The 18,083-nt window shown below is 56.2% G+C and carries 19 protein-coding genes; 11 read left to right on the forward strand and 8 right to left on the reverse strand.

The features are described 5' to 3' along the window. Positions 1-15 precede the first annotated feature (15 nt). Positions 16-888, reverse strand: a complete 873-nt coding sequence (locus OMR58_RS05275) for an MBL fold metallo-hydrolase (RefSeq protein ID WP_200563375.1) — start codon at positions 886-888, stop codon at positions 16-18. Positions 889-987: 99 nt separating this feature from the next. Here OMR58_RS05275 and OMR58_RS05280 point away from each other — a divergent pair, with 99 nt between their 5' ends. Together OMR58_RS05280 and queE are read left to right on the forward strand one after the other, a co-directional pair. Beyond that, positions 988-1,902, forward strand: a complete 915-nt coding sequence (locus OMR58_RS05280; protein WP_105594000.1) for a LysR family transcriptional regulator — start codon at positions 988-990, stop codon at positions 1,900-1,902. Positions 1,903-2,008: 106 nt separating this feature from the next. Then, complete coding sequence (gene queE, locus OMR58_RS05285; protein WP_200547037.1) at positions 2,009-2,680, forward strand: 7-carboxy-7-deazaguanine synthase QueE; 672 nt, start codon at positions 2,009-2,011, stop codon at positions 2,678-2,680. A gap of 43 nt (positions 2,681-2,723) precedes the next feature. Here the strand turns inward: queE and OMR58_RS05290 are convergent, their stop codons facing one another. From OMR58_RS05290 to queD, 5 genes are all read right to left on the reverse strand, one after another. Then, positions 2,724-3,329, reverse strand: coding sequence for an inorganic diphosphatase (locus OMR58_RS05290; protein WP_200563377.1), 606 nt, complete (start codon positions 3,327-3,329; stop codon positions 2,724-2,726). A gap of 154 nt (positions 3,330-3,483) precedes the next feature. Continuing rightward, positions 3,484-4,257, reverse strand: a complete 774-nt coding sequence (locus OMR58_RS05295) for an amino acid ABC transporter substrate-binding protein (protein WP_105593935.1) — start codon at positions 4,255-4,257, stop codon at positions 3,484-3,486. A 41-nt stretch (positions 4,258-4,298) separates the two neighbouring features. Continuing rightward, a complete protein-coding gene (locus OMR58_RS05300) occupies positions 4,299-5,066 on the reverse strand; it encodes an amino acid ABC transporter ATP-binding protein (RefSeq protein ID WP_200563379.1) in 768 nt (255 codons plus the stop codon). Beyond that, complete coding sequence (locus OMR58_RS05305; RefSeq protein ID WP_200563381.1) at positions 5,044-5,742, reverse strand: amino acid ABC transporter permease; 699 nt, start codon at positions 5,740-5,742, stop codon at positions 5,044-5,046. The genes OMR58_RS05300 and OMR58_RS05305 overlap by 23 nt, the downstream gene beginning before the upstream one ends. A gap of 415 nt (positions 5,743-6,157) precedes the next feature. Next, complete coding sequence (queD, locus tag OMR58_RS05310; protein WP_105593938.1) at positions 6,158-6,517, reverse strand: 6-carboxytetrahydropterin synthase QueD; 360 nt, start codon at positions 6,515-6,517, stop codon at positions 6,158-6,160. A 288-nt stretch (positions 6,518-6,805) separates the two neighbouring features. Between queD and cysJ the strand changes: the two genes are divergently transcribed. The 3 genes from cysJ to OMR58_RS05325 are packed head-to-tail and all read left to right on the forward strand — an operon-like array spanning position 6,806 to position 11,067. Then, on the forward strand, positions 6,806-8,608 hold the full coding sequence (cysJ, locus tag OMR58_RS05315) for an NADPH-dependent assimilatory sulfite reductase flavoprotein subunit (RefSeq protein ID WP_200563383.1): 1,803 nt from the start codon (positions 6,806-6,808) through the stop codon (positions 8,606-8,608). Beyond that, positions 8,608-10,323: an assimilatory sulfite reductase (NADPH) hemoprotein subunit gene (gene cysI / locus OMR58_RS05320; protein WP_105593940.1), complete on the forward strand. Its 1,716-nt coding sequence runs from the start codon at positions 8,608-8,610 to the stop codon at positions 10,321-10,323. Before cysJ ends, cysI begins: the two co-directional genes overlap by 1 nt. Positions 10,324-10,335: 12 nt before the next feature. Further along, positions 10,336-11,067: a phosphoadenylyl-sulfate reductase gene (locus tag OMR58_RS05325; RefSeq protein WP_200563385.1), complete on the forward strand. Its 732-nt coding sequence runs from the start codon at positions 10,336-10,338 to the stop codon at positions 11,065-11,067. Between the two features lie 173 nt (positions 11,068-11,240). Here the strand turns inward: OMR58_RS05325 and OMR58_RS05330 are convergent, their stop codons facing one another. Together OMR58_RS05330 and OMR58_RS05335 are read right to left on the reverse strand one after the other, a co-directional pair. Continuing rightward, positions 11,241-11,525, reverse strand: a complete 285-nt coding sequence (locus OMR58_RS05330; protein WP_105593942.1) for a YciI family protein — start codon at positions 11,523-11,525, stop codon at positions 11,241-11,243. Positions 11,526-11,541: 16 nt separating this feature from the next. Then, positions 11,542-12,531, reverse strand: a complete 990-nt coding sequence (locus tag OMR58_RS05335; RefSeq protein ID WP_264545401.1) for an aminopeptidase — start codon at positions 12,529-12,531, stop codon at positions 11,542-11,544. Between the two features lie 256 nt (positions 12,532-12,787). On the opposite strand from OMR58_RS05335, the gene cysG reads away from it, so the two are divergent. The 6 genes from cysG (at position 12,788) to ftsB (ending at position 18,076) form a co-directional block, all read left to right on the forward strand. Continuing rightward, entirely contained in the window at positions 12,788-14,203 is a 1,416-nt protein-coding gene (gene cysG, locus OMR58_RS05340; RefSeq protein ID WP_264545402.1) for a siroheme synthase CysG, read from the forward strand. Between the two features lie 9 nt (positions 14,204-14,212). Next, positions 14,213-15,121, forward strand: a complete 909-nt coding sequence (gene cysD, locus OMR58_RS05345) for a sulfate adenylyltransferase subunit CysD (protein WP_105593945.1) — start codon at positions 14,213-14,215, stop codon at positions 15,119-15,121. A 9-nt stretch (positions 15,122-15,130) separates the two neighbouring features. Further along, positions 15,131-16,558 carry a sulfate adenylyltransferase subunit CysN gene (cysN, locus tag OMR58_RS05350; RefSeq protein ID WP_105593946.1) on the forward strand — a complete coding sequence of 476 codons (1,428 nt, stop codon included), beginning with the start codon at positions 15,131-15,133 and terminating at the stop codon, positions 16,556-16,558. Between the two features lies 1 nt (position 16,559). Then, positions 16,560-17,165, forward strand: a complete 606-nt coding sequence (gene cysC / locus OMR58_RS05355) for an adenylyl-sulfate kinase (protein ID WP_105593947.1) — start codon at positions 16,560-16,562, stop codon at positions 17,163-17,165. Between the two features lie 82 nt (positions 17,166-17,247). After that, positions 17,248-17,568 carry a DUF3561 family protein gene (locus tag OMR58_RS05360; RefSeq protein ID WP_200563394.1) on the forward strand — a complete coding sequence of 107 codons (321 nt, stop codon included), beginning with the start codon at positions 17,248-17,250 and terminating at the stop codon, positions 17,566-17,568. Between the two features lie 193 nt (positions 17,569-17,761). Then, the gene (ftsB, locus tag OMR58_RS05365) at positions 17,762-18,076 is read left to right on the forward strand and encodes a cell division protein FtsB (protein WP_105593949.1); all 315 of its coding nucleotides are present in this window, start codon (positions 17,762-17,764) and stop codon (positions 18,074-18,076) included. Positions 18,077-18,083 lie beyond the last annotated feature (7 nt).

Consider the following 18,083-nt stretch of genomic DNA (forward strand, 5'->3'; position numbering starts at 1 on the left):
TGTGCACTTAGCCGACTACTGCGGCCACTTCATTTCGCCTTTCAGCACCTTCGCACTCAGTTCCAGTGAAGACTCATCTTTCAGCTGCGGATAGTGCTGCTTCATCGCTTTGATAAATGCCTGCGAGTCTTTGGTTTTTGCCAGCTCCGCTTCAGCCGTTTGCAGATAGCGCAGGGTGAAATTCACTGAGGTTAGATTCTGTTCAGCCCCAGGCAGGAAGTGCCCCGGTATCACGTGGGTCGGCTTCAGCGCCTTGATATCTTCCAGCTTCTGCTGCCAAGCCGAGCGTTCTGCTTTGCTCTGCGCATCCGCCAGCCAGACGTGAATATTATTGCCGGACACCACTACGCCACCCAGCACGGTTTTTAGCGCCGGAACCCACAGATAGCTGTCGTGCGGCTGCGGCCCCTTGAGGCCTTTAATCTCTACCGTCTCGCCATCAACCTTAAAGCTGTCGCCCTGAATCACCTCGGGCACAATCAGCGACTGCGGCGCGTTGTCGGCCATCTTCGGACCCCAGAAGGCCAGCTTGCCGTCTTTAGTCTGCTTGATCAGCTCAACGGTCGGTGCGGTGGCGACGATTTTCGCGTCGGGGAAGGCGCGGTGCAGGGTGTCCAGACCGAAATAATAGTCCGGGTCCGACTGGCTGATAAAGATGGTGGTCAGGCGCTTACCGCTGGCTTTGATGCGCTTCACCAGCTCTTCGGCATCGTTGCGCTGGAACTGAGCATCGATCAATACGGCTTCGGTCGGGCCGGTGATGATCTCCGATGAAACGGCAAAAATGCTGTTTTCTCCCGGATTGTAGATGTCAAGATTGAGCGATTGGGCAGCATACAGTGACGGGCTGGCGGCAAAAGCCAGCAGCAGGGCGAAACGAGTTTTCATTTGGAATGACCTTAACCGGAAAATAACCAGTGTAGATTGCATATCCCGCGGAATAAACCGACTATCAGGCAACAGATTGTTGCATAAAACGGGCATATGATGGACAGACTCACGGCGGCAAATGTATTTATCACCATTGTTCAGCGCGGCAGCCTGACGGCAGCGGCGGATGTACTCGGCATGTCGCGGGCGATGATCACCCGTTATCTGAGCGAAATGGAAACGTGGTCCGGCGCGCGACTGTTGCACCGCAGCACCCGTCGGCTGAGCCTGACTCCGGCCGGCGAGCACGCGCTGGTGCGATGTCGGCAGCTGCTACAGCTGGCAGGTGAAATAGAACAGAGCAACCAGCCTGAAGGGGAAGCGCTCGCCGGGCTGCTGCGGATTTCCTGTTCGCTATCGCTGGGCAACAGCGTGCTGGCCGCGGCGATAACCGCCTTTCAGCAGCGTTATCCGCGCATTCGCATCGATCTTCACTCCAGCAACCAGCTGGTGAATCTGGTGGAGGAGCGTATCGATCTGGCGCTGCGTATTACCGGCCAGCTGGAGCCTAACCTGATTGCCCGCCCGCTTAGCGCCTGCGAGTCGGTGATTTGCGCCACCCCAGCTTATCTGGCCCGGGAGGGCACACCGCAGCACCCTGAGCAGCTGGTGCACCACAACTGCCTGACCTATTCTCACTTTGGCAAAAGCCTGTGGAACTTCAGTCGGGGGGAGGAGCACGACACGGTCGCGGTCAGCGGCAGTATCAGCGCCAATGACTCGCTGATACTGCTGAGCGCCACGCTGGCCGGGGCGGGCATTTCTATGCAGCCGCTGCACAGCGTGGGGGCACTGCTGGAGAGCGGCAGGCTGGTTGCGCTGCTGCCGGAGTTTCAGCTCGACAGCCTGGGGATTTTTGCCATCTATACTTCGCGCCAGCATCAGTCCCGCCAGCTGCGCGCACTGCTCGATTTCCTGGTGGAATGGTTTGCCGGAGAAGAGGCCGCCAGGCGTTTGCAGGGGCTGCTATAAGTACCCGCAGAATTTTCTTACCAATTGCAGCGCAGGCTTTGGTTGGTCCCGGGGCGACAATCTGCCATAATCTCCGCCCGTAATTTAACCATCAGCCGAGAAGTCGATGCAGTACCCGATAAATGAAATGTTCCAGACGTTGCAGGGCGAAGGTATTTATACCGGCGTACCGGCAATTTTTATCCGCTTACAGGGCTGCCCGGTGGGCTGCAGCTGGTGTGATACCAAACACACCTGGGATAAGCTGGCCGATCGGGAAACCTCGCTGGGGGATATTCTGCTGAAGACGGTGGAAACCGATGCCTGGGGCGCGGCGGATGCCGAGGCGCTGATTGGCGTGATCCGCGGCAACGGCTGGACGGCAAACCATATTGTGATCACCGGCGGCGAGCCGTGCATTCACGATTTGACTCCGCTGACCGCAAGCCTGCAACAGCAGGGCTTCAGCTGCCAGATTGAAACCAGCGGCACGCATACGGTGCGCTGTACGCCGCAGACCTGGGTGACGGTATCGCCGAAGGTCAATATGCGCGGAGGCTACGACGTGCTGAATCAGGCGCTGGTGCGTGCGGATGAGGTGAAGCATCCGGTGGCGCGTCAGCGTGATGTTGATGCCCTCGATGCGCTGCTGGCCACACTGGATGACGATAAAGCGCGGATTATTGCTCTACAGCCGATTAGCCAGAAAGCGGATGCCACCCAGCTGTGCATTGATACCTGTATTGCCCGCAACTGGCGGCTGTCGATGCAGACGCATAAATACCTGAACATCGCCTGACGAAAGGGGGGACGGCCGAAACGGTCAGTGTCCCCCTTATCGCTTACTTACCTGATTTCGCTTTCCAGGCGTCGTACGCCGACTTAATTTCCGTCTTCGCCGCCGCGGTATCACCGAAACCGTTCAGCTCAACTTTTTTACGTCCGTCCGGCAGCTGCTTGTAGACGCGGAAAAACGCTTCCAGGCGTTCCTGCTCGATCTTAGGCAGGTCACTCATCGATTTAATGTCATCGTAGGTTGGATCGATCTTGCTGGCCGGAACCGCCACGATCTTATCGTCGGATTCGCCGCCGTCGATCATCTTCAGTACGCCGATCGGGCGCAGTTTGATCAGCGTACCCGGTGCCATCGGTGCGCGGGTGTAGAAGATCACATCCAGCGGATCGCCGTCACCGCCCAGCGACTGGGTCAGTGAGCCGTAGTTGGCCGGATAGGCTACCGGCATAGACTGGAAGCGGTCGGCAACGATAAAGCCGGTTTTGGCGTCGGTTTCATACTTGATGATGCCGCCCGCCGGGATCTCGGTCAGTGCGTAGAACTCTTCCGGGTTGTTATCCGGCTGAGGGAAGTCGAGGATGTTAATGGTGCTGGCCTGGGCGCAGGCGGAAAAAACCAGAGCGATAACGGAAAGTTTGCTGAAAAGCTTCATTGAGATTCTCTCGATCTTTGTTGGAGAGCGACAGACTAGAGAGCGGGCGTGACAGGAGTATGACAAAATGTTTCAAAACACGCCCGCGAACGGGCGTGGGGGAGGGATAGCAATCGCGGACGCAAAACGGGCTTACGAGAAGCCCGCTGCGGATTTATTTGGACACGTCGGTGCCGAAGTATTTCACTGAAATACGCTGCCAGGTGCCGTCGCTCTTGATATCGGCCAGCGCTTTATCAATCGCTTCTTTCAGCTGCGGATTGCCTTTTTCAATCAGAATACCGACCTGTTCGGCATCGGAACGGCTGGCGACGATTTTCACCGGCGCATCCGGTTTATGCTTTTTGAAGTCGAGGAACGACAGGTTGTCGTTAATGGTGGCATCAGCACGGCCCTGGGCCACCAGATCAACCGACTGGTTAAAACCGTCGGTAGCGACGATTTCCGCACCGTAGCCGCGCGCCAGCTGGGCATAGTTACTGGTCAGGGTGTGCGCAGATTTTTTACCTTTCAGGTCCTCGAACGTTTTGATTGTCTTATTATCATCGCGCACAATCAGCGCCGCTTTCGAAGAAAGGTACGGGGTAGAGAAATCATATTTCGCCTGGCGCTCCGGGGTGATCGATACCTGATTGATCACCGCCTCATAGCGTTTGGCGTCCAGACCCGCGATCAGGCCATCCCATTTCCCCTCAACGAATTCAGCTTTCACCTTCAGGCGTTTCGCCACTTCGCGGCCAATATCAACGTCAAAACCGGTTAATGCGCCGGAAGCATCGTGGAAGGTAAACGGAGGATAGGTCCCTTCGGTACCGATTTTAAAGACGCCAGCCGACTGGATTTTTGCCAGATCGGTTTCCGCCAGCGCTGCGCCAGAAAAACCGATTTGTACCATGCCTGCCAGCAGCAGCGTTGCGATAGTTTTCATAGTCATAACTCCTGAATGGGTTGGGTGATGCCGTCTTAACTTCAAATTTCCCATGAATCGGGCAGGGTTTCGGTAAGGGTCGAGATAAAGGCTTTGGTCCGGGCTTTTTGCGCCCGGGTAAAAATGTCCTGTGAGGTGCCGGTTTCAACAATTTCACCGGCTTCCAGGAATACCACCTGCTGGGCAATATTGGCCGCCAGCCGCAGGTCATGAGTGGCCATCAGCATGGTCATCCCTTCTTTGGCCAGCTGTCGTAATACCGCCACCACTTCAAGCGAGAGTTCCGGGTCCAGCGCGGAAGTCGGCTCGTCGCACAGCAGCACCTTTGGTGAGGGGGCCAGCGCGCGGGCAATGGCCACGCGCTGCTGCTGACCACCGGAAAGATTGGCTGGCCAGGCATCGCGCTTGTGCAGCAGCCCCACTTTGGCCAGCAGTTCTTCGGCCCGCTCGCGCGCCTGTTTGAGCGGCTGTTTATGCACGGTAACCAACCCTTCGGTAATGTTTTCAATCACCCGCAGATGGGGGAACAGCTGGAAGCTTTGAAATACCATGCCGGTCTGCTGGCAGATGCGATAAACATCTTTTCTGCTGGCCCGCCCGCTGCCGTTAAACACAAGTTTTTCTTTTCCGAGGGTTAATTCCCCGGCCTGTGGAACCTCCAGCAGATTAACGCAGCGCAGCAGGGTGCTTTTCCCGCTGCCCGACGGACCAATTAACGTCGTCACGCTGCCTTCTTTAATCGTCAGGTTAATATTTTTTAATACGGGGTTGTCGTCGAATCTTTTTTCAATTCCGGACAGCGTTATCATTCTCTTTCTCCTTCACTGCGCCTGTATTTTCCAGCTTTTTCTCCAGACGGGTCTGTAGAGAAGAGAGCACTGAACTGATAATTAAATAAACGATCGCTGCTTCGGTATATAATATTAATGGCTGATAGGTTACTGCCGCAATTCGCTGCGCGGCAAGGAACAACTCAGGCACAGTAATGACCGAGGCCAGCGACGTATCCTTGACCAGTGAAATAAAGGTATTCGACAGCGGCGGCACGGCAATGCGTGCAGCTTGAGGAATAATCACCCGGCGCAGTGCCTGTGCCCAGTTCATACCGATAGAGTGCGCCGCCTCCCACTGGCCTTTCGGCACGGAAAGCAGGGTGGCGCGAATGACCTCTGACGTATAGGCACCGATATTCAGCGTAAAGCCGATTATCGCTGCGGGAAACGCGTCCAGCGTAATACCGGCGCTGGGCAGAGCATAGAAAATCAGGAACAGCTGCACCAGCAGAGGCGTACCGCGAATAAGCCAGACGTAAAAGCGAACAATTTTTTTTAACGGCTCTGGTCCATATAAACGGACCAGTGCAGCAATAAAGCCAAGGGATAAGCCAAGAATAAATGAAATTAAGGTTAATGGGATGGTAAATGTCAGTCCGGCATAAAGCATGGGCCAGAATGAATCGATTGCTAAATTAAGCCATGCGGGCACGTGACACCTTCTCTTAATAAGTTATTATTATTGATCTGAACTTATGGCGAGAGACTATCACGAACTAAAAAAACGACCATATATCGTGATTTGCTATTATATATTCGATAAGAATATATAAATATGAACAAAGCTATGCCGAATTTCGCATAAGAAATTGAGGTTGATTTTTCAGGTTTATTTTCATTTTACCGAGATATATCAGTGTGAGGGCAGAGAGAATGATACTGATGGGGATGAGGTTAGTCTGAGGTAAACCGGACGTCACACGGCAGGGATGCCGTGTGCCGAGGCTCGCAGGGAGCGTCTTTTGCCGTTCCGGTGTGCTCGGACTGACCTCATCCCGGACACCGACTATCAGGCAACGGAATGAGGATCGCTCTACGTTGCCAGCGGTGACCGGCAACGGGGCCGATTAGCCGCGATAAACGCAGCCAGCGGTGCAGGTCTCTTTCACCATCACCGCGCTCAGCAGCGGCAGTACCGGCTTCATCTGCTGCCAGATCCAGGCCGCCAGTACTTCACTGGTCGGATTTTCGAGGCCAGGAATATCGTTCAGATAATAGTGGTCGAGACGATCGTAAACCGGCTTAAATGCCGCTTTAATCTCGGAAAAGTCGATTACCCAACCGGTATGCGCATCCACCTCGCCGGTAATCTCCAGACGCACCATAAAAGAGTGCCCGTGCAGTCGGCCGCATTTATGCCCGGCAGGCACATTCGGCAGATGGTGTGCGGCTTCGAATTGAAAATCTTTAAACAGCGTGGTCGCCATGGTTACAGTCTCAGTCTTGATGGTGAAAACCGCCGCAGGATACCGGAAAACAGCTTTTTTCGCACCCGTTTCCCGGTAACGGCGCCCTGTCAAAGTGTAAACCAAATGCCTTCTGTTTTAACTGGCTGATAAATAAAAACATTATCAACCTGTTTTGCCAATAAGCCTTACCTGAAAAACCATTTAGTCATTTTGGTTATTAATTATTGTCAACCCTTATTTAAGGGTTATTCTGCTTGCCCTTACCCTGTCAGTAATCAGATCTCCGACACTGGAATTATCGACGCAATGACGACTCAGGCACCTCTAAATATGCTTCCGCTGAATCCCGATCAGCTTGCCCGCTTACAGGCAGCGACCGGGGATTACACCCCAACCCAGCTGGCGTGGCTGTCCGGTTACTTCTGGGGCATGGTCAATCAGGCTCCGGGGGCGGTGGTTGCAGCAGCACCTGCTCCGGTCGAGGTGCCAACCATCACCATCCTTTCTGCCTCGCAGACCGGCAATGCCCGCCGCCTGTCAGAGCAGCTGCGTGATGACCTGCTTGCGGCGAAACTAAACGTCAACCTGGTGAATGCCGGTGACTATAAGTTCAAGCAGATTGCCCAGGAAAAACTGCTGGTGGTGGTCACCTCCACCCAGGGCGAGGGTGAACCGCCAGAAGAGGGCGTGGCGCTGCATAAGTTCCTGATGTCGAAGAAAGCGCCAAAAATGGACGCCAGCGCCTTTGCGGTGTTCGGCCTGGGCGATACCTCTTATGAATTCTTCAGTCAGGCGGGTAAAGATTTCGACAACCGGCTGGCCGAGCTGGGCGCAACACGCCTGCTGGACCGCGTGGATGCCGACGTTGAGTACGCTGCGGCGGCCGAAGCCTGGCGTAAACAGCTGGTAGAAATTTTACAGGCGCGCGTGCCGAAAGAAGCTCCTGCGGCGGCGGCAGCCACGGCTGCAGGTAGCGTCAATGAGATCCACAGCAGCCCTTACACCAAAGAAGCGCCGCTGACCGCCAGCTTTGCGGTAAATCAGAAAATCACCGGCCGCGATTCCGATAAAGACGTGCGCCATATCGAAATCGATCTGGGTGAATCAGGACTGCGCTACAAGCCGGGCGATGCGCTGGGCGTGTGGTTTGAGAACGATCCCGCACTGGTGAAAGAGCTGCTGGAGCTGCTGTGGCTGAAGGGTGACGAGCCGGTCAGCGTGCACGGTGAAACGCTGCCGCTGGCGGAAGCGCTGCAAAAACACTACGAGCTGACGGTTAATACCCCGCAGATCGTTGAGCAGTATGCCAAACTTTCCCATAATGAAGCGCTGCTGGCGCAGATCACCGATAAGGCCAGCCTGCAGCAGTATGCGCAGAACACGCCGATCGTTGATATGGCACGCTTTGCACCGACCGAACTGAACGCCGAACAGCTGACCGGGCTGTTGCGCCCTCTGACGCCGCGCCTCTATTCGATCGCCTCTTCCCAGGCTGAGAACGAAACGGAAGTGCATATCACTGTTGGCGTGGTGCGCTATGAAATTGAAGGCCGCGCCCGTGCGGGCGGTGCCTCCAGCTATCTGGGCGACCGTCTGGTGGAGGACGATGAAATCCGCGTGTTCATTGAGCACAACGATAACTTCCGCCTGCCTGCCAACCCGGAAACCCCGGTGATTATGATTGGCCCGGGCACCGGTATTGCGCCGTTCCGCGCCTTTATGCAGCAGCGCGATAGCGAAGGTGCCGGCGGCAAAAACTGGCTGTTCTTCGGCAATCCGCATTTTACCGAAGACTTCCTCTATCAGGTTGAATGGCAGCGCTACGTCAAAGACGGCCTGCTGACCAATATTGATTTAGCCTGGTCACGCGACCAGAAACATAAAATATACGTACAAGATAAAATCCGCGCGAAAGGGGCGGAAGTGTGGAGCTGGATTCAGGAAGGCGCACACATTTATGTCTGCGGCGATGCCAATCGCATGGCTAAAGACGTTGAGCAAGCATTACTGGAAGTGGTAGCCGAATACGGTGGCATGGACATCGAAACGGCAGATGAATTCTTAAGCGATCTGCGCATTGAGCGCCGTTATCAGCGAGATGTGTACTAATGAGCAATGAAAGATACCCTGGTCCTCTGGTTGTCGAAGGTAAGCTGGTCGACGCCGAGCGGATGAAAAAACAGAGCAACTTCCTGCGTGGAAGTATTGCTGCAGACCTGCACGACGGCCTGACCGGCGGTTTTAACGGCGACAACTTCCTGATGATCCGTTTCCACGGTATGTATCAGCAGGATGACCGCGATATTCGTGCCGAGCGTGCCGAGCAGAAGCTGGACGCGCGCCATGCGATGATGCTGCGCTGCCGCCTGCCGGGCGGCATCATGACGCCGCAGCAGTGGCTGGCGATTGATAAATTCGCCACGAATAATACCATTTATGGCAGCATCCGTCTGACTAACCGCCAGACCTTCCAGTTCCACGGTATTCTGAAGGGCAACGTTAAACCTGCCCACCAGATGCTGCATGAAGTCGGGCTGGACGCGCTGGCCACCGCCAATGACGTAAACCGTAACGTGCTGTGCAGCTCGAACCCGATCGAGTCTGAACTGCATCAGGAAGCGTACGAATGGGCGAAGAAGCTGTCCGAACACCTGCTGCCGCAGACCCGCGCCTATGCGGAAATCTGGCTGGATCAGGAGAAGGTTGCTACCACCGACGTTGAGCCGATTCTGGGTGAAACCTATCTGCCACGTAAGTTTAAAACTACCGTGGTGGTGCCGCCGCATAACGACGTGGATCTGCACGCCAACGACCTGAACTTTATTGCGATTGCCGAAAACGGCAAGCTGATCGGCTTTAACCTGCTGGTGGGCGGCGGTCTGTCCATCGACCACGGTAACAAAGCCACCTATGCGCGTACCGCCAGCGAGTTTGGCTATTTCCCGGTGGAAAAAATCCTGGATGTAGCGGCTGCTGTGGTGACTACCCAGCGCGACTGGGGTAACCGCACCGATCGTAAGAACGCTAAAACCAAATATACGCTGGAGCGCGTGGGGCCGGACGTCTTCAAAGCTGAAGTTGAGCGCCGCGCTGGCGTCACCTTCGAGCCGATCCGTCCGTATGAATTTACCACCCGTGGCGATCGTTTTGGCTGGGTAAAAGGCATCGATAACAAATGGCACCTGACGCTGTTTGTGGAAAACGGCCGCCTGCTCGACTACCCGGGCCGCCCGCTGAAGACCGGTCTGGTGGAGATCGCTAAGATTCACCAGGGCGACTTCCGCTTAACCGCTAATCAGAATCTGATTGTGGCCGGTGTGCCGGAATCGGAAAAAGAGAAAATTGAGCAGATTGCCAAGCAGCACGGCCTGATGGAAAACGTCAGCCACCAGCGCGAAAACTCAATGGCCTGCGTGGCGTTCCCGACCTGTCCACTGGCAATGGCGGAAGCCGAACGCTTCCTGCCGGAATTTGTTACCCGCGTGGAGGGGATCATGACCGCGCACGGGGTGGGCGATGAGCATATCGTGCTGCGTGTCACCGGCTGCCCGAACGGCTGCGGTCGTGCGCTGCTGGCCGAGATCGGCCTGGTGGGCAAGGCACCGGGGCGCTATAACCTGCACCTGGGCGGTAACCGCATGGGAACCCGTATTCCGCGCATGTATCGCGAAAACATTAATGAAACGGAAATCCTGGCTACGCTTGATGAGTTGATCGGCCGTTGGTCGAAAGAGCGCGAAGCGGATGAAGGCTTCGGTGACTTTACGATCCGCACCGGCATTGTCAGACCGGTGCTCGATCCGGCCCGTGATTTCTGGGAATGATGGAGGTGTAAGATGGCGGTACTCGATCTCTCTGAACTGAATGCACTACCCAAGGTGGAGCGCGTGATGGCGCTCGCCGAGATCAATAACCGGCTGGATAAGCTTTCAGCCGAAGATCGGGTGATCTGGGGATTGGAGAATCTGCCGGGCGAAGCGGTGTTGACCTCCAGCTTCGGCATTCAGGCGGCGGTGAGCCTGCATCTGGTCACCCGCCAGAAGCCGGATATCCCGGTGATCCTCACCGATACCGGCTATCTGTTCCCGGAAACCTATCAGTTTATTGATAAGCTGACCGAGCAGCTGGATCTGAACCTGAAGGTGTTCCGCGCCGAACACAGCGCGGCCTGGCAGGAAGCACGCTACGGCAAGCTGTGGGAGCAGGGCGTTGAAGGCATTGAACGCTATAACCAAATCAATAAGGTTGAGCCGATGAACCGCGCGCTGGAAAGCCTGAATGCGCAAACGTGGTTCGCCGGTCTGCGCCGCGATCAGTCCGGCAGTCGGGCGCATCTGCCGGTGCTGGCGATCAAGAAAGGCGTATTCAAGCTGCTGCCAATTATCGACTGGGATAACCGTCAGGTGTATCAGTACCTGCAGCAGAACGGTCTGGATTATCACCCGCTGTGGGAGCAGGGCTACCTCTCCGTTGGCGACACCCACACGACCCGCAAATGGGAACCGGGTATGGCTGAGGAAGAGACGCGCTTCTTTGGCCTGAAGCGCGAGTGCGGCCTGCACGAGTGATAAGCTGAGTGGGTAGCAGCCCTGTGCAAGGTGCCGGGCTGCCGCTGGCTTAGCAGGGCAAATACGCGGGCTCAAGAGCAGAAGCTTATCGTTGGCGTTAAGCTTCTGTTGTCGCGCATTTGTTTATGACGAGCAGTCGCGTAAACGTGCCCATGCTGAACCGTAAGCCCGGTTCAGATCCCGGTCAGGCCGGCAAATTCCTCCGCCGAACGGGTAATATTCACTTTCGTCACGTCATAGCTGGCGACGGCCTGGAACGGGTCTTCCGCCAAAATCGCATCCAGCCGCGCCCGATCGATATCCTTCACCATGATCATCCCCCCCGTACGCGGATCTTTGCGCCCGGCGCTGATAAACACGCCTTCGGCAAAGTAACGGTTAATCCACGCTACGTGCGGCTCCAGTACGGCTTCAACTTCTTGCATCGGGCGGGTATAGCTGAGAAAGACAATATACATGATGGCTCCAACAGGATCAGGGATTGGCCAGCTCGCGGATCAGCGGCAGCAGCACGGCCACGGTACTGTGGGTTCGGCTGGTGATGCGGCCCGGAAGCCAGTGGTCGATATAGGCCAGATTATCACGTTGTGCCTGATTGCGTAGCCCGACGGGGAAATGCTGTTTCAGCACTGCGGGCATTTTGCCGGACGGGCCGTCGCTGGTGCTGACCGTCATTAACGGAAAACCGGCGCGGTCGAAGGGGCTGCCGCTGGCATTTTTTTCTTTTTTACCGACGGCATAAATTCCGCTGCGCCTGGCCAGCGTCAGCGCCCGGTCACGCGTCTGGCGCATCACGGCCAGCGGCGTGTTATTCCCGCTGCTGAAGGTGAGATGATTGCCGACGATCAGGCTGTTGAGGTTGATCACCAGCAGCGTATTTTGTTTCTCTTCCGGCTTCATCCGCGCCAGGTAATCTTCACTACCGCGCTGGCCGATCTCTTCTCCGCTGAGCGCGACAAATCGCAGGCTGTAGTGCAGGTGCTCCTTGCTCAAACGCTCCGCCAGTTCCAGCATTACCCCCAGGCCGGAGGCGTTATTGTCCGCCGCCTGAGCGCTCAGCCCGCCGAGGTTTTTCTGTACGTCGGCATCGCTCTGCGGCGAGGTGCTGTCGGTGTGGGCAATAATCAGGATCTGCTGTGGGACTTCGCCTTCGCGGGCAGCAATCACCGAGGTGGCATTAATATTACGCCACGTGTCCTCGCCGTCCTGATGGTGCCAGGGATAGCGGGTATTAAAACGGCGCGTATCGCTTTTGTAGCCCAGCTGGCTGAACTGCTGCTGCAGATAGTCGGCTGTAAGCATCTCTGCCGGGCTGCCCGCCATGCGTCCGGGAAAATAGGTGGCAATATGGCGCAGCTGTTGTTCGGCAATACTGCCCACTTTTTCCGTTGTTGCGCCTGCCGGCAGACTTATTCCGCAGCCGATTAACGCTGCCAGCGCCCCCAGACGCAGTAAGGTGAACATTCGAAATTCCTTAATCGTTATCCCGTGTTAAATCGGGCGAAAAATTTTGCCCCGCTAGTATGAAATTGTGACGCGGGTTGCACAATTTCATTCGCTCTGAAATACCCGAAATATCATCCGTTAAGCACATTTTGTTCGCTGCTTTACCAGCACGTTATTCCATTAGGTAACTACTCATTCCAATTAGTAATTTCATAAGCCTTAATGCGGGGACGTATAGTCCTGTTAACTTTATGTGATAAGCGACAGGGTTTACGTGGATTACCTTCCTCTATTTGCTGATATCAGACACAAACCGGTGCTGGTAGTGGGCGGCGGCGATGTGGCCGCGCGCAAAATCGAACTGCTTCGACGCGCCGGTGCGCGGGTACTGGTGGTATCACTCGAACTCTGTGACGAACTGGCCGAACTGGAAACCCAGGGCGAAATCGAATGGCTGGCGAAGGCCTATGATGCCAGCCAGCTTGACCGCGTATTTTTTGTAATCGCCGCCACCGATGATGGCGACCTCAACGGCCAGGTGTTTCAGGACGCCACCGATCGTTTCCTGCTGGCGAACGTGGTGGATGACCAGCCGAAATGCTCCTTTATTTTCCCTTCCATCGTCGATCGCTCGCCGCTGGTGGTGGCTATCTCTTCCGGCGGTACTGCGCCGGTGCTGGCACGCCTGCTGCGTGAAAAAATTGAAACCCTGCTGCCCGCCACGCTGGGCCAGATGGCAGAGATTGCCGGTCAGTGGCGCGGCAAGGTCAAAGCCCGCTTTAGTAAAATGTCCGATCGCCGCCGCTTCTGGGAGAAAGCCTTTAACGGGCTGTTTGCCAGCCAGGTGGGGTCGGGCAACGTTGATGGCGCTCGCCTCACGCTGGATAAGCAGCTGGATGAACCGGAAGCCGCACAGGGAGAGATTATCCTTGTGGGAGCGGGGCCGGGCGACAGCGGTCTGCTGACGCTGCGCGGGTTGCAGGTCATGCAGCTGGCCGATGTGGTGCTGTATGACTATCTGGTCAGCGATGAAATTCTGGATTTAGTCCGCCGCGACGCCGACCGTATCTGTGTTGGCAAGCGTGCCAACGCCCACAGCGTGCCACAGGAAGAAACCAATCGCCTGCTGGTTGAGCTGGCCAAACAGGGTAAGCGCGTGGTGCGTCTGAAGGGTGGCGATCCGTTTATCTTCGGTCGCGGAGGTGAAGAACTTCAGGCGGCAGTGGAGGCGGGTATTCCCTTCCAGGTGGTGCCGGGTGTGACCGCAGCAGCAGGCGCAACTGCCTATGCCGGGATACCGCTGACCCACCGCGATCACGCCCAGAGCGTGCTGTTTGTCACCGGCCAGTGCCGGGCCGACAGCAGCGGTACAGACTGGCCGTCGCTGGCGCGTGCGCGGCAGACGCTGGCAATTTATATGGGATCGGCAAACGCAGGCGACATCGCCAGCCAGCTTATCGCCCACGGGCGCGACCCTAAAACTCCGGCGGCGGTGATTGGCCGTGGCACCCGGCAGGATCAAAAGGTGCTGACCGGCACGCTGGATCAGCTGGACGAGCTGGCACGCAACGCCCCAACCCCGGCGCTGTTGGTGATTGGCGAAGTGGTCAATCTGCATCAGCAGCTGGCGTGGTATCAACATTCTGCGCAGCAGGACGGACGCGAGTCCGCCGTTGTGAATTTGGCTTGAGGAAAAGTTATGGATCAAAAACGTCTGACTCATCTGCGTCAACTGGAGGCGGAGAGTATCCATATTATCCGCGAAGTGGCGGCAGAGTTCGCCAATCCGGTGATGATGTACTCCATCGGTAAAGACTCATCGGTGATGCTGCACCTGGCGCGTAAGGCCTTCTATCCGGGAACGCTGCCGTTCCCGCTGCTGCATGTTGATACCGGCTGGAAATTCCGTGAAATGTACGAATTCCGCGACCGTACGGTAAAAAACATCGGTGCCGAGCTGCTGGTTCACCGCAACCCGGAAGGCGTGGCAATGGGCATCAGCCCGTTTGTCCACGGCAGCGCCAAGCATACCGATATCATGAAAACCGAAGGGTTGAAGCAGGCGCTGAACAAATACGGTTTTGATGCGGCCTTTGGCGGCGCACGTCGTGACGAGGAGAAATCCCGCGCGAAAGAGCGTATCTACTCTTTCCGCGACCGCTTCCACCGCTGGGACCCGAAAAATCAGCGCCCGGAGCTGTGGCATAACTACAACGGCCAGATTAACAAAGGCGAAAGTATTCGCGTGTTCCCGCTCTCTAACTGGACCGAGCTGGATATCTGGCAGTATATCTTCCTGGAAAATATCGAAATCGTTCCGCTTTATCTGGCCGCTGAGCGCCCGGTTCTGGAGCGTGACGGCATGCTGATGATGATCGACGACGAGCGCATTAACCTGCAGCCCGGCGAGAAAATCGAACAGCGCATGGTACGTTTCCGTACCCTCGGCTGCTGGCCGCTGACCGGCGCGGTAGAGTCTGAAGCGCAAACGCTGCCGGAGATTATCGAAGAGATGCTGGTTTCCACCACCAGCGAGCGTCAGGGGCGGGTGATTGACCGCGATCAGTCTGGCTCGATGGAGCTGAAGAAACGCCAGGGTTATTTCTAAGGAGCCGCCATGAATACCATTATTGCACAACAGATCGCCGATCAGGGCGGGGTGGAAGCCTGGCTGCACGCTCAGCAGCATAAAAGCCTGCTGCGTTTTCTGACCTGCGGCAGCGTTGACGATGGCAAAAGTACGCTGATTGGCCGCCTGCTGCACGACACCCGACAGATTTATGAAGACCAGCTCTCCACGCTTCACAATGACAGCAAGCGTCATGGTACACAGGGTGAGAAGCTGGACCTGGCGCTGCTGGTGGATGGCCTGCAGGCCGAGCGCGAACAGGGCATCACCATCGATGTTGCCTACCGCTATTTCTCTACCGAGAAGCGTAAATTCATTATCGCCGATACCCCGGGACACGAGCAGTACACCCGCAACATGGCGACCGGTGCTTCAACTTGCGATCTGGCGATTTTGCTGATCGATGCCCGCAAAGGCGTGCTCGATCAAACCCGTCGCCACAGCTTTATCTCTACGCTGCTGGGCATTAAACACCTGGTGGTGGCGGTCAATAAAATGGATCTGGTGGACTACAGCCAGCAGACCTTTGAAGAGATCAAACAGAGCTACCTCGACTTTGCCGAACAGCTGCCGGGCGATCTGGATATCCGCTTTGTGCCGCTCTCCGCGCTGGAAGGCGAGAACGTGGCGGCACCGAGCGCCGCAATGAACTGGTACAGCGGCCCGACGCTGCTCGACGTGCTGGAAACCGTTGAGGTGCAGCGCGTGGTAGAGCAGCAGCCGATGCGTTTCCCGGTGCAGTACGTTAACCGCCCGAACCTCGACTTTCGTGGCTACGCCGGTACGCTGGCGTCCGGCGTGGTACAGGTCGGTCAGCGGGTAAAAGTGCTGCCGTCCGGCGTTGAGTCGGCCATTGCCCGCATCGTCACCTTTGATGGTGATTTGCAGCAGGCCAGCGCGGGCGAAGCGATTACCCTGGTGCTGAAAGATGAAATCGACATCAGCCGTGGCGATCTGCTGGTGGCCGCTGATGCCGATCTCAAACCGGTACAGGGCGCGTCGGTCAATGTGGTGTGGATGGCCGAGCAGCCGCTGGTGCCGGGCCAGAGCTTTGACGTGAAAATTGCCGGTAAGAAGACCCGCGCGCGCGTAGAGAAAATTCAGTATCAGGTTGAGATCAATAACCTGACCCGTCATGAAGCGCAGGAGCTGCCGCTGAACGGGATTGGCCTGGTTGATCTGACTTTTGATGAGCCAATGGTGCTTGATCCGTATCAGCAAAACCCGGTAACCGGCGGGATGATCTTTATCGATCGTCTGAGCAACGTCACCGTTGGGGCCGGTATGATCCTTGAAGCGCTGGCGGAAACGCAGCAAGCGGCAGGTAACTACAGCGCCTTTGAGCTGGAGCTGAACGCGCTGGTGCGTCGTCACTTCCCGCACTGGAATGCGCGCGACCTGCTGGGCGGTAATTAACATGGCCCTGCATGACGAGAATGTCGTCTGGCACGATCACCCGGTCAGCCGGGAAGATCGTGAAGGGCAGCACGGTCATCAGGGCGCGGTACTGTGGTTTACCGGGCTTTCCGGCTCCGGTAAATCCACCGTAGCCGGTGCGCTGGAGCAGGTACTGCATCGTCTGGGTGCCAGTACCTATCTGCTGGATGGCGATAATGTGCGCCACGGCCTGTGCCGCGATCTCGGCTTCAGCGATGACGACCGCCGGGAGAATATCCGCCGGGTGGGAGAAGTGGCGAAGCTGATGGTGGATGCGGGTCTGCTGGTACTCACTGCATTTATTTCGCCGCACCGTGCCGAGCGCGATATGGTGCGCGAGATGCTGGGAGAAGGGCGTTTTATTGAGGTGTTTGTCGATACGCCGCTGGCCATTTGTGAAGCGCGCGATCCGAAAGGATTGTACAAAAAAGCCAGGGCAGGAGAGCTGCGTAATTTCACCGGTATTGACTCGGTTTACGAGGCCCCGGAACGGGCTGACCTCCACCTGGACGGTGAACAATTGGTAACACATTTAACCGCCCAGATATTAGACCTGCTGCGCCAGCGCGATATTATCAAACCCTGATACAGCGACTGTTAACGCCCTTGCGGGCGTTATTCAGGCGGGCATCGTTTCGGTGCGCCGCTCAAGCGTTAATGGGATATCTATGCAAAACGTCACCCCACTGCTGGCAAGAAAAGACAAAAGCGATCAAGATGAGGCTTCCTGGCCATTTCCTGGCGGCGTGGTGGGCTTCGCTTCATGGTGGGTAGCCCTCGCTACAACGTTTGTACTATACGGTTCTAACACCCTGTTTTTCTTCCTTTACACCTGGCCGTTCTTCCTTGCACTGCTGCCGGTTTCCGTGCTGGTCGGTATTGCAATCAGCGTGCTGCTGCGCGGGCATCTGATCTGGACTACGATTGCAACGGTGATGGTGGTTATTTGCCTGTTCTGGCTGCTGTTTAGCCAGTTAACCGGTTGGTGACCTTCACGCCTGATGTGTAAACGCATCGCTGCGTTACAAAATTTTTCGTTAACCTGCGCCAGAAATTATCTCTCATTTGGTGTTTTTTGCCGCGTTTGCGCGGCTTAGTCCGAGAAAACAGCTCTATTTCACTGGCAGAGTGGAGTCGTAGTAAAAGTTATGGGATGATTGAGCCGTTTTTCAGGGGGCGGGGATGGGAAAACTTACGCTGCTGTTACTTGTTCTGCTGGGCTGGCTGCAATATTCGCTCTGGCTGGGCAAGAATGGCATACATGACTATACGCGCGTTAATGAGGATGTTGCGGTGCAGCAGACCAATAACGCCAAGCTTAAAGCGCGCAACGATCAGCTTTTTGCCGAAATCGACGATCTTAACGGCGGTTCGGAAGCGATCGAGGAACGCGCACGTAACGAGCTGGGAATGATCAAACCCGGTGAGATCTTCTATCGCCTTGTGCCGGATCAAAGCAAACGAAACGCGCAGCAAAGCCAACCAGCCAATCAGTAACGATAAC

Origin of the sequence: Erwinia sp. INIA01, from assembly GCF_025947915.1 — a bacterium.
Classification (GTDB): Bacteria; Pseudomonadota; Gammaproteobacteria; order Enterobacterales; family Enterobacteriaceae; genus Erwinia; species Erwinia coffeiphila.

Excerpts from the sequence above, each read along its gene's own strand:
- OMR58_RS05275 (WP_200563375.1), bottom strand. The coding sequence starts at position 888 with ATGAAAACTCGTTTCGCCCTGCTGCTGGCTTTTGCCGCCAGCCCGTCA.
- OMR58_RS05280 (WP_105594000.1), top strand. The coding sequence starts at position 988 with ATGGACAGACTCACGGCGGCAAATGTATTTATCACCATTGTTCAGCGC.
- queE (WP_200547037.1), top strand. The coding sequence starts at position 2,009 with ATGCAGTACCCGATAAATGAAATGTTCCAGACGTTGCAGGGCGAAGGT.
- OMR58_RS05290 (WP_200563377.1), bottom strand. The coding sequence starts at position 3,329 with ATGAAGCTTTTCAGCAAACTTTCCGTTATCGCTCTGGTTTTTTCCGCC.
- OMR58_RS05295 (WP_105593935.1), bottom strand. The coding sequence starts at position 4,257 with ATGAAAACTATCGCAACGCTGCTGCTGGCAGGCATGGTACAAATCGGT.
- OMR58_RS05300 (WP_200563379.1), bottom strand. The coding sequence starts at position 5,066 with ATGATAACGCTGTCCGGAATTGAAAAAAGATTCGACGACAACCCCGTA.
- queD (WP_105593938.1), bottom strand. The coding sequence starts at position 6,517 with ATGGCGACCACGCTGTTTAAAGATTTTCAATTCGAAGCCGCACACCAT.
- cysJ (WP_200563383.1), top strand. The coding sequence starts at position 6,806 with ATGACGACTCAGGCACCTCTAAATATGCTTCCGCTGAATCCCGATCAG.
- cysI (WP_105593940.1), top strand. The coding sequence starts at position 8,608 with ATGAGCAATGAAAGATACCCTGGTCCTCTGGTTGTCGAAGGTAAGCTG.
- OMR58_RS05325 (WP_200563385.1), top strand. The coding sequence starts at position 10,336 with ATGGCGGTACTCGATCTCTCTGAACTGAATGCACTACCCAAGGTGGAG.
- OMR58_RS05330 (WP_105593942.1), bottom strand. The coding sequence starts at position 11,525 with ATGTATATTGTCTTTCTCAGCTATACCCGCCCGATGCAAGAAGTTGAA.
- OMR58_RS05335 (WP_264545401.1), bottom strand. The coding sequence starts at position 12,531 with ATGTTCACCTTACTGCGTCTGGGGGCGCTGGCAGCGTTAATCGGCTGC.
- cysD (WP_105593945.1), top strand. The coding sequence starts at position 14,213 with ATGGATCAAAAACGTCTGACTCATCTGCGTCAACTGGAGGCGGAGAGT.
- cysN (WP_105593946.1), top strand. The coding sequence starts at position 15,131 with ATGAATACCATTATTGCACAACAGATCGCCGATCAGGGCGGGGTGGAA.
- cysC (WP_105593947.1), top strand. The coding sequence starts at position 16,560 with ATGGCCCTGCATGACGAGAATGTCGTCTGGCACGATCACCCGGTCAGC.
- OMR58_RS05360 (WP_200563394.1), top strand. The coding sequence starts at position 17,248 with ATGCAAAACGTCACCCCACTGCTGGCAAGAAAAGACAAAAGCGATCAA.
- ftsB (WP_105593949.1), top strand. The coding sequence starts at position 17,762 with ATGGGAAAACTTACGCTGCTGTTACTTGTTCTGCTGGGCTGGCTGCAA.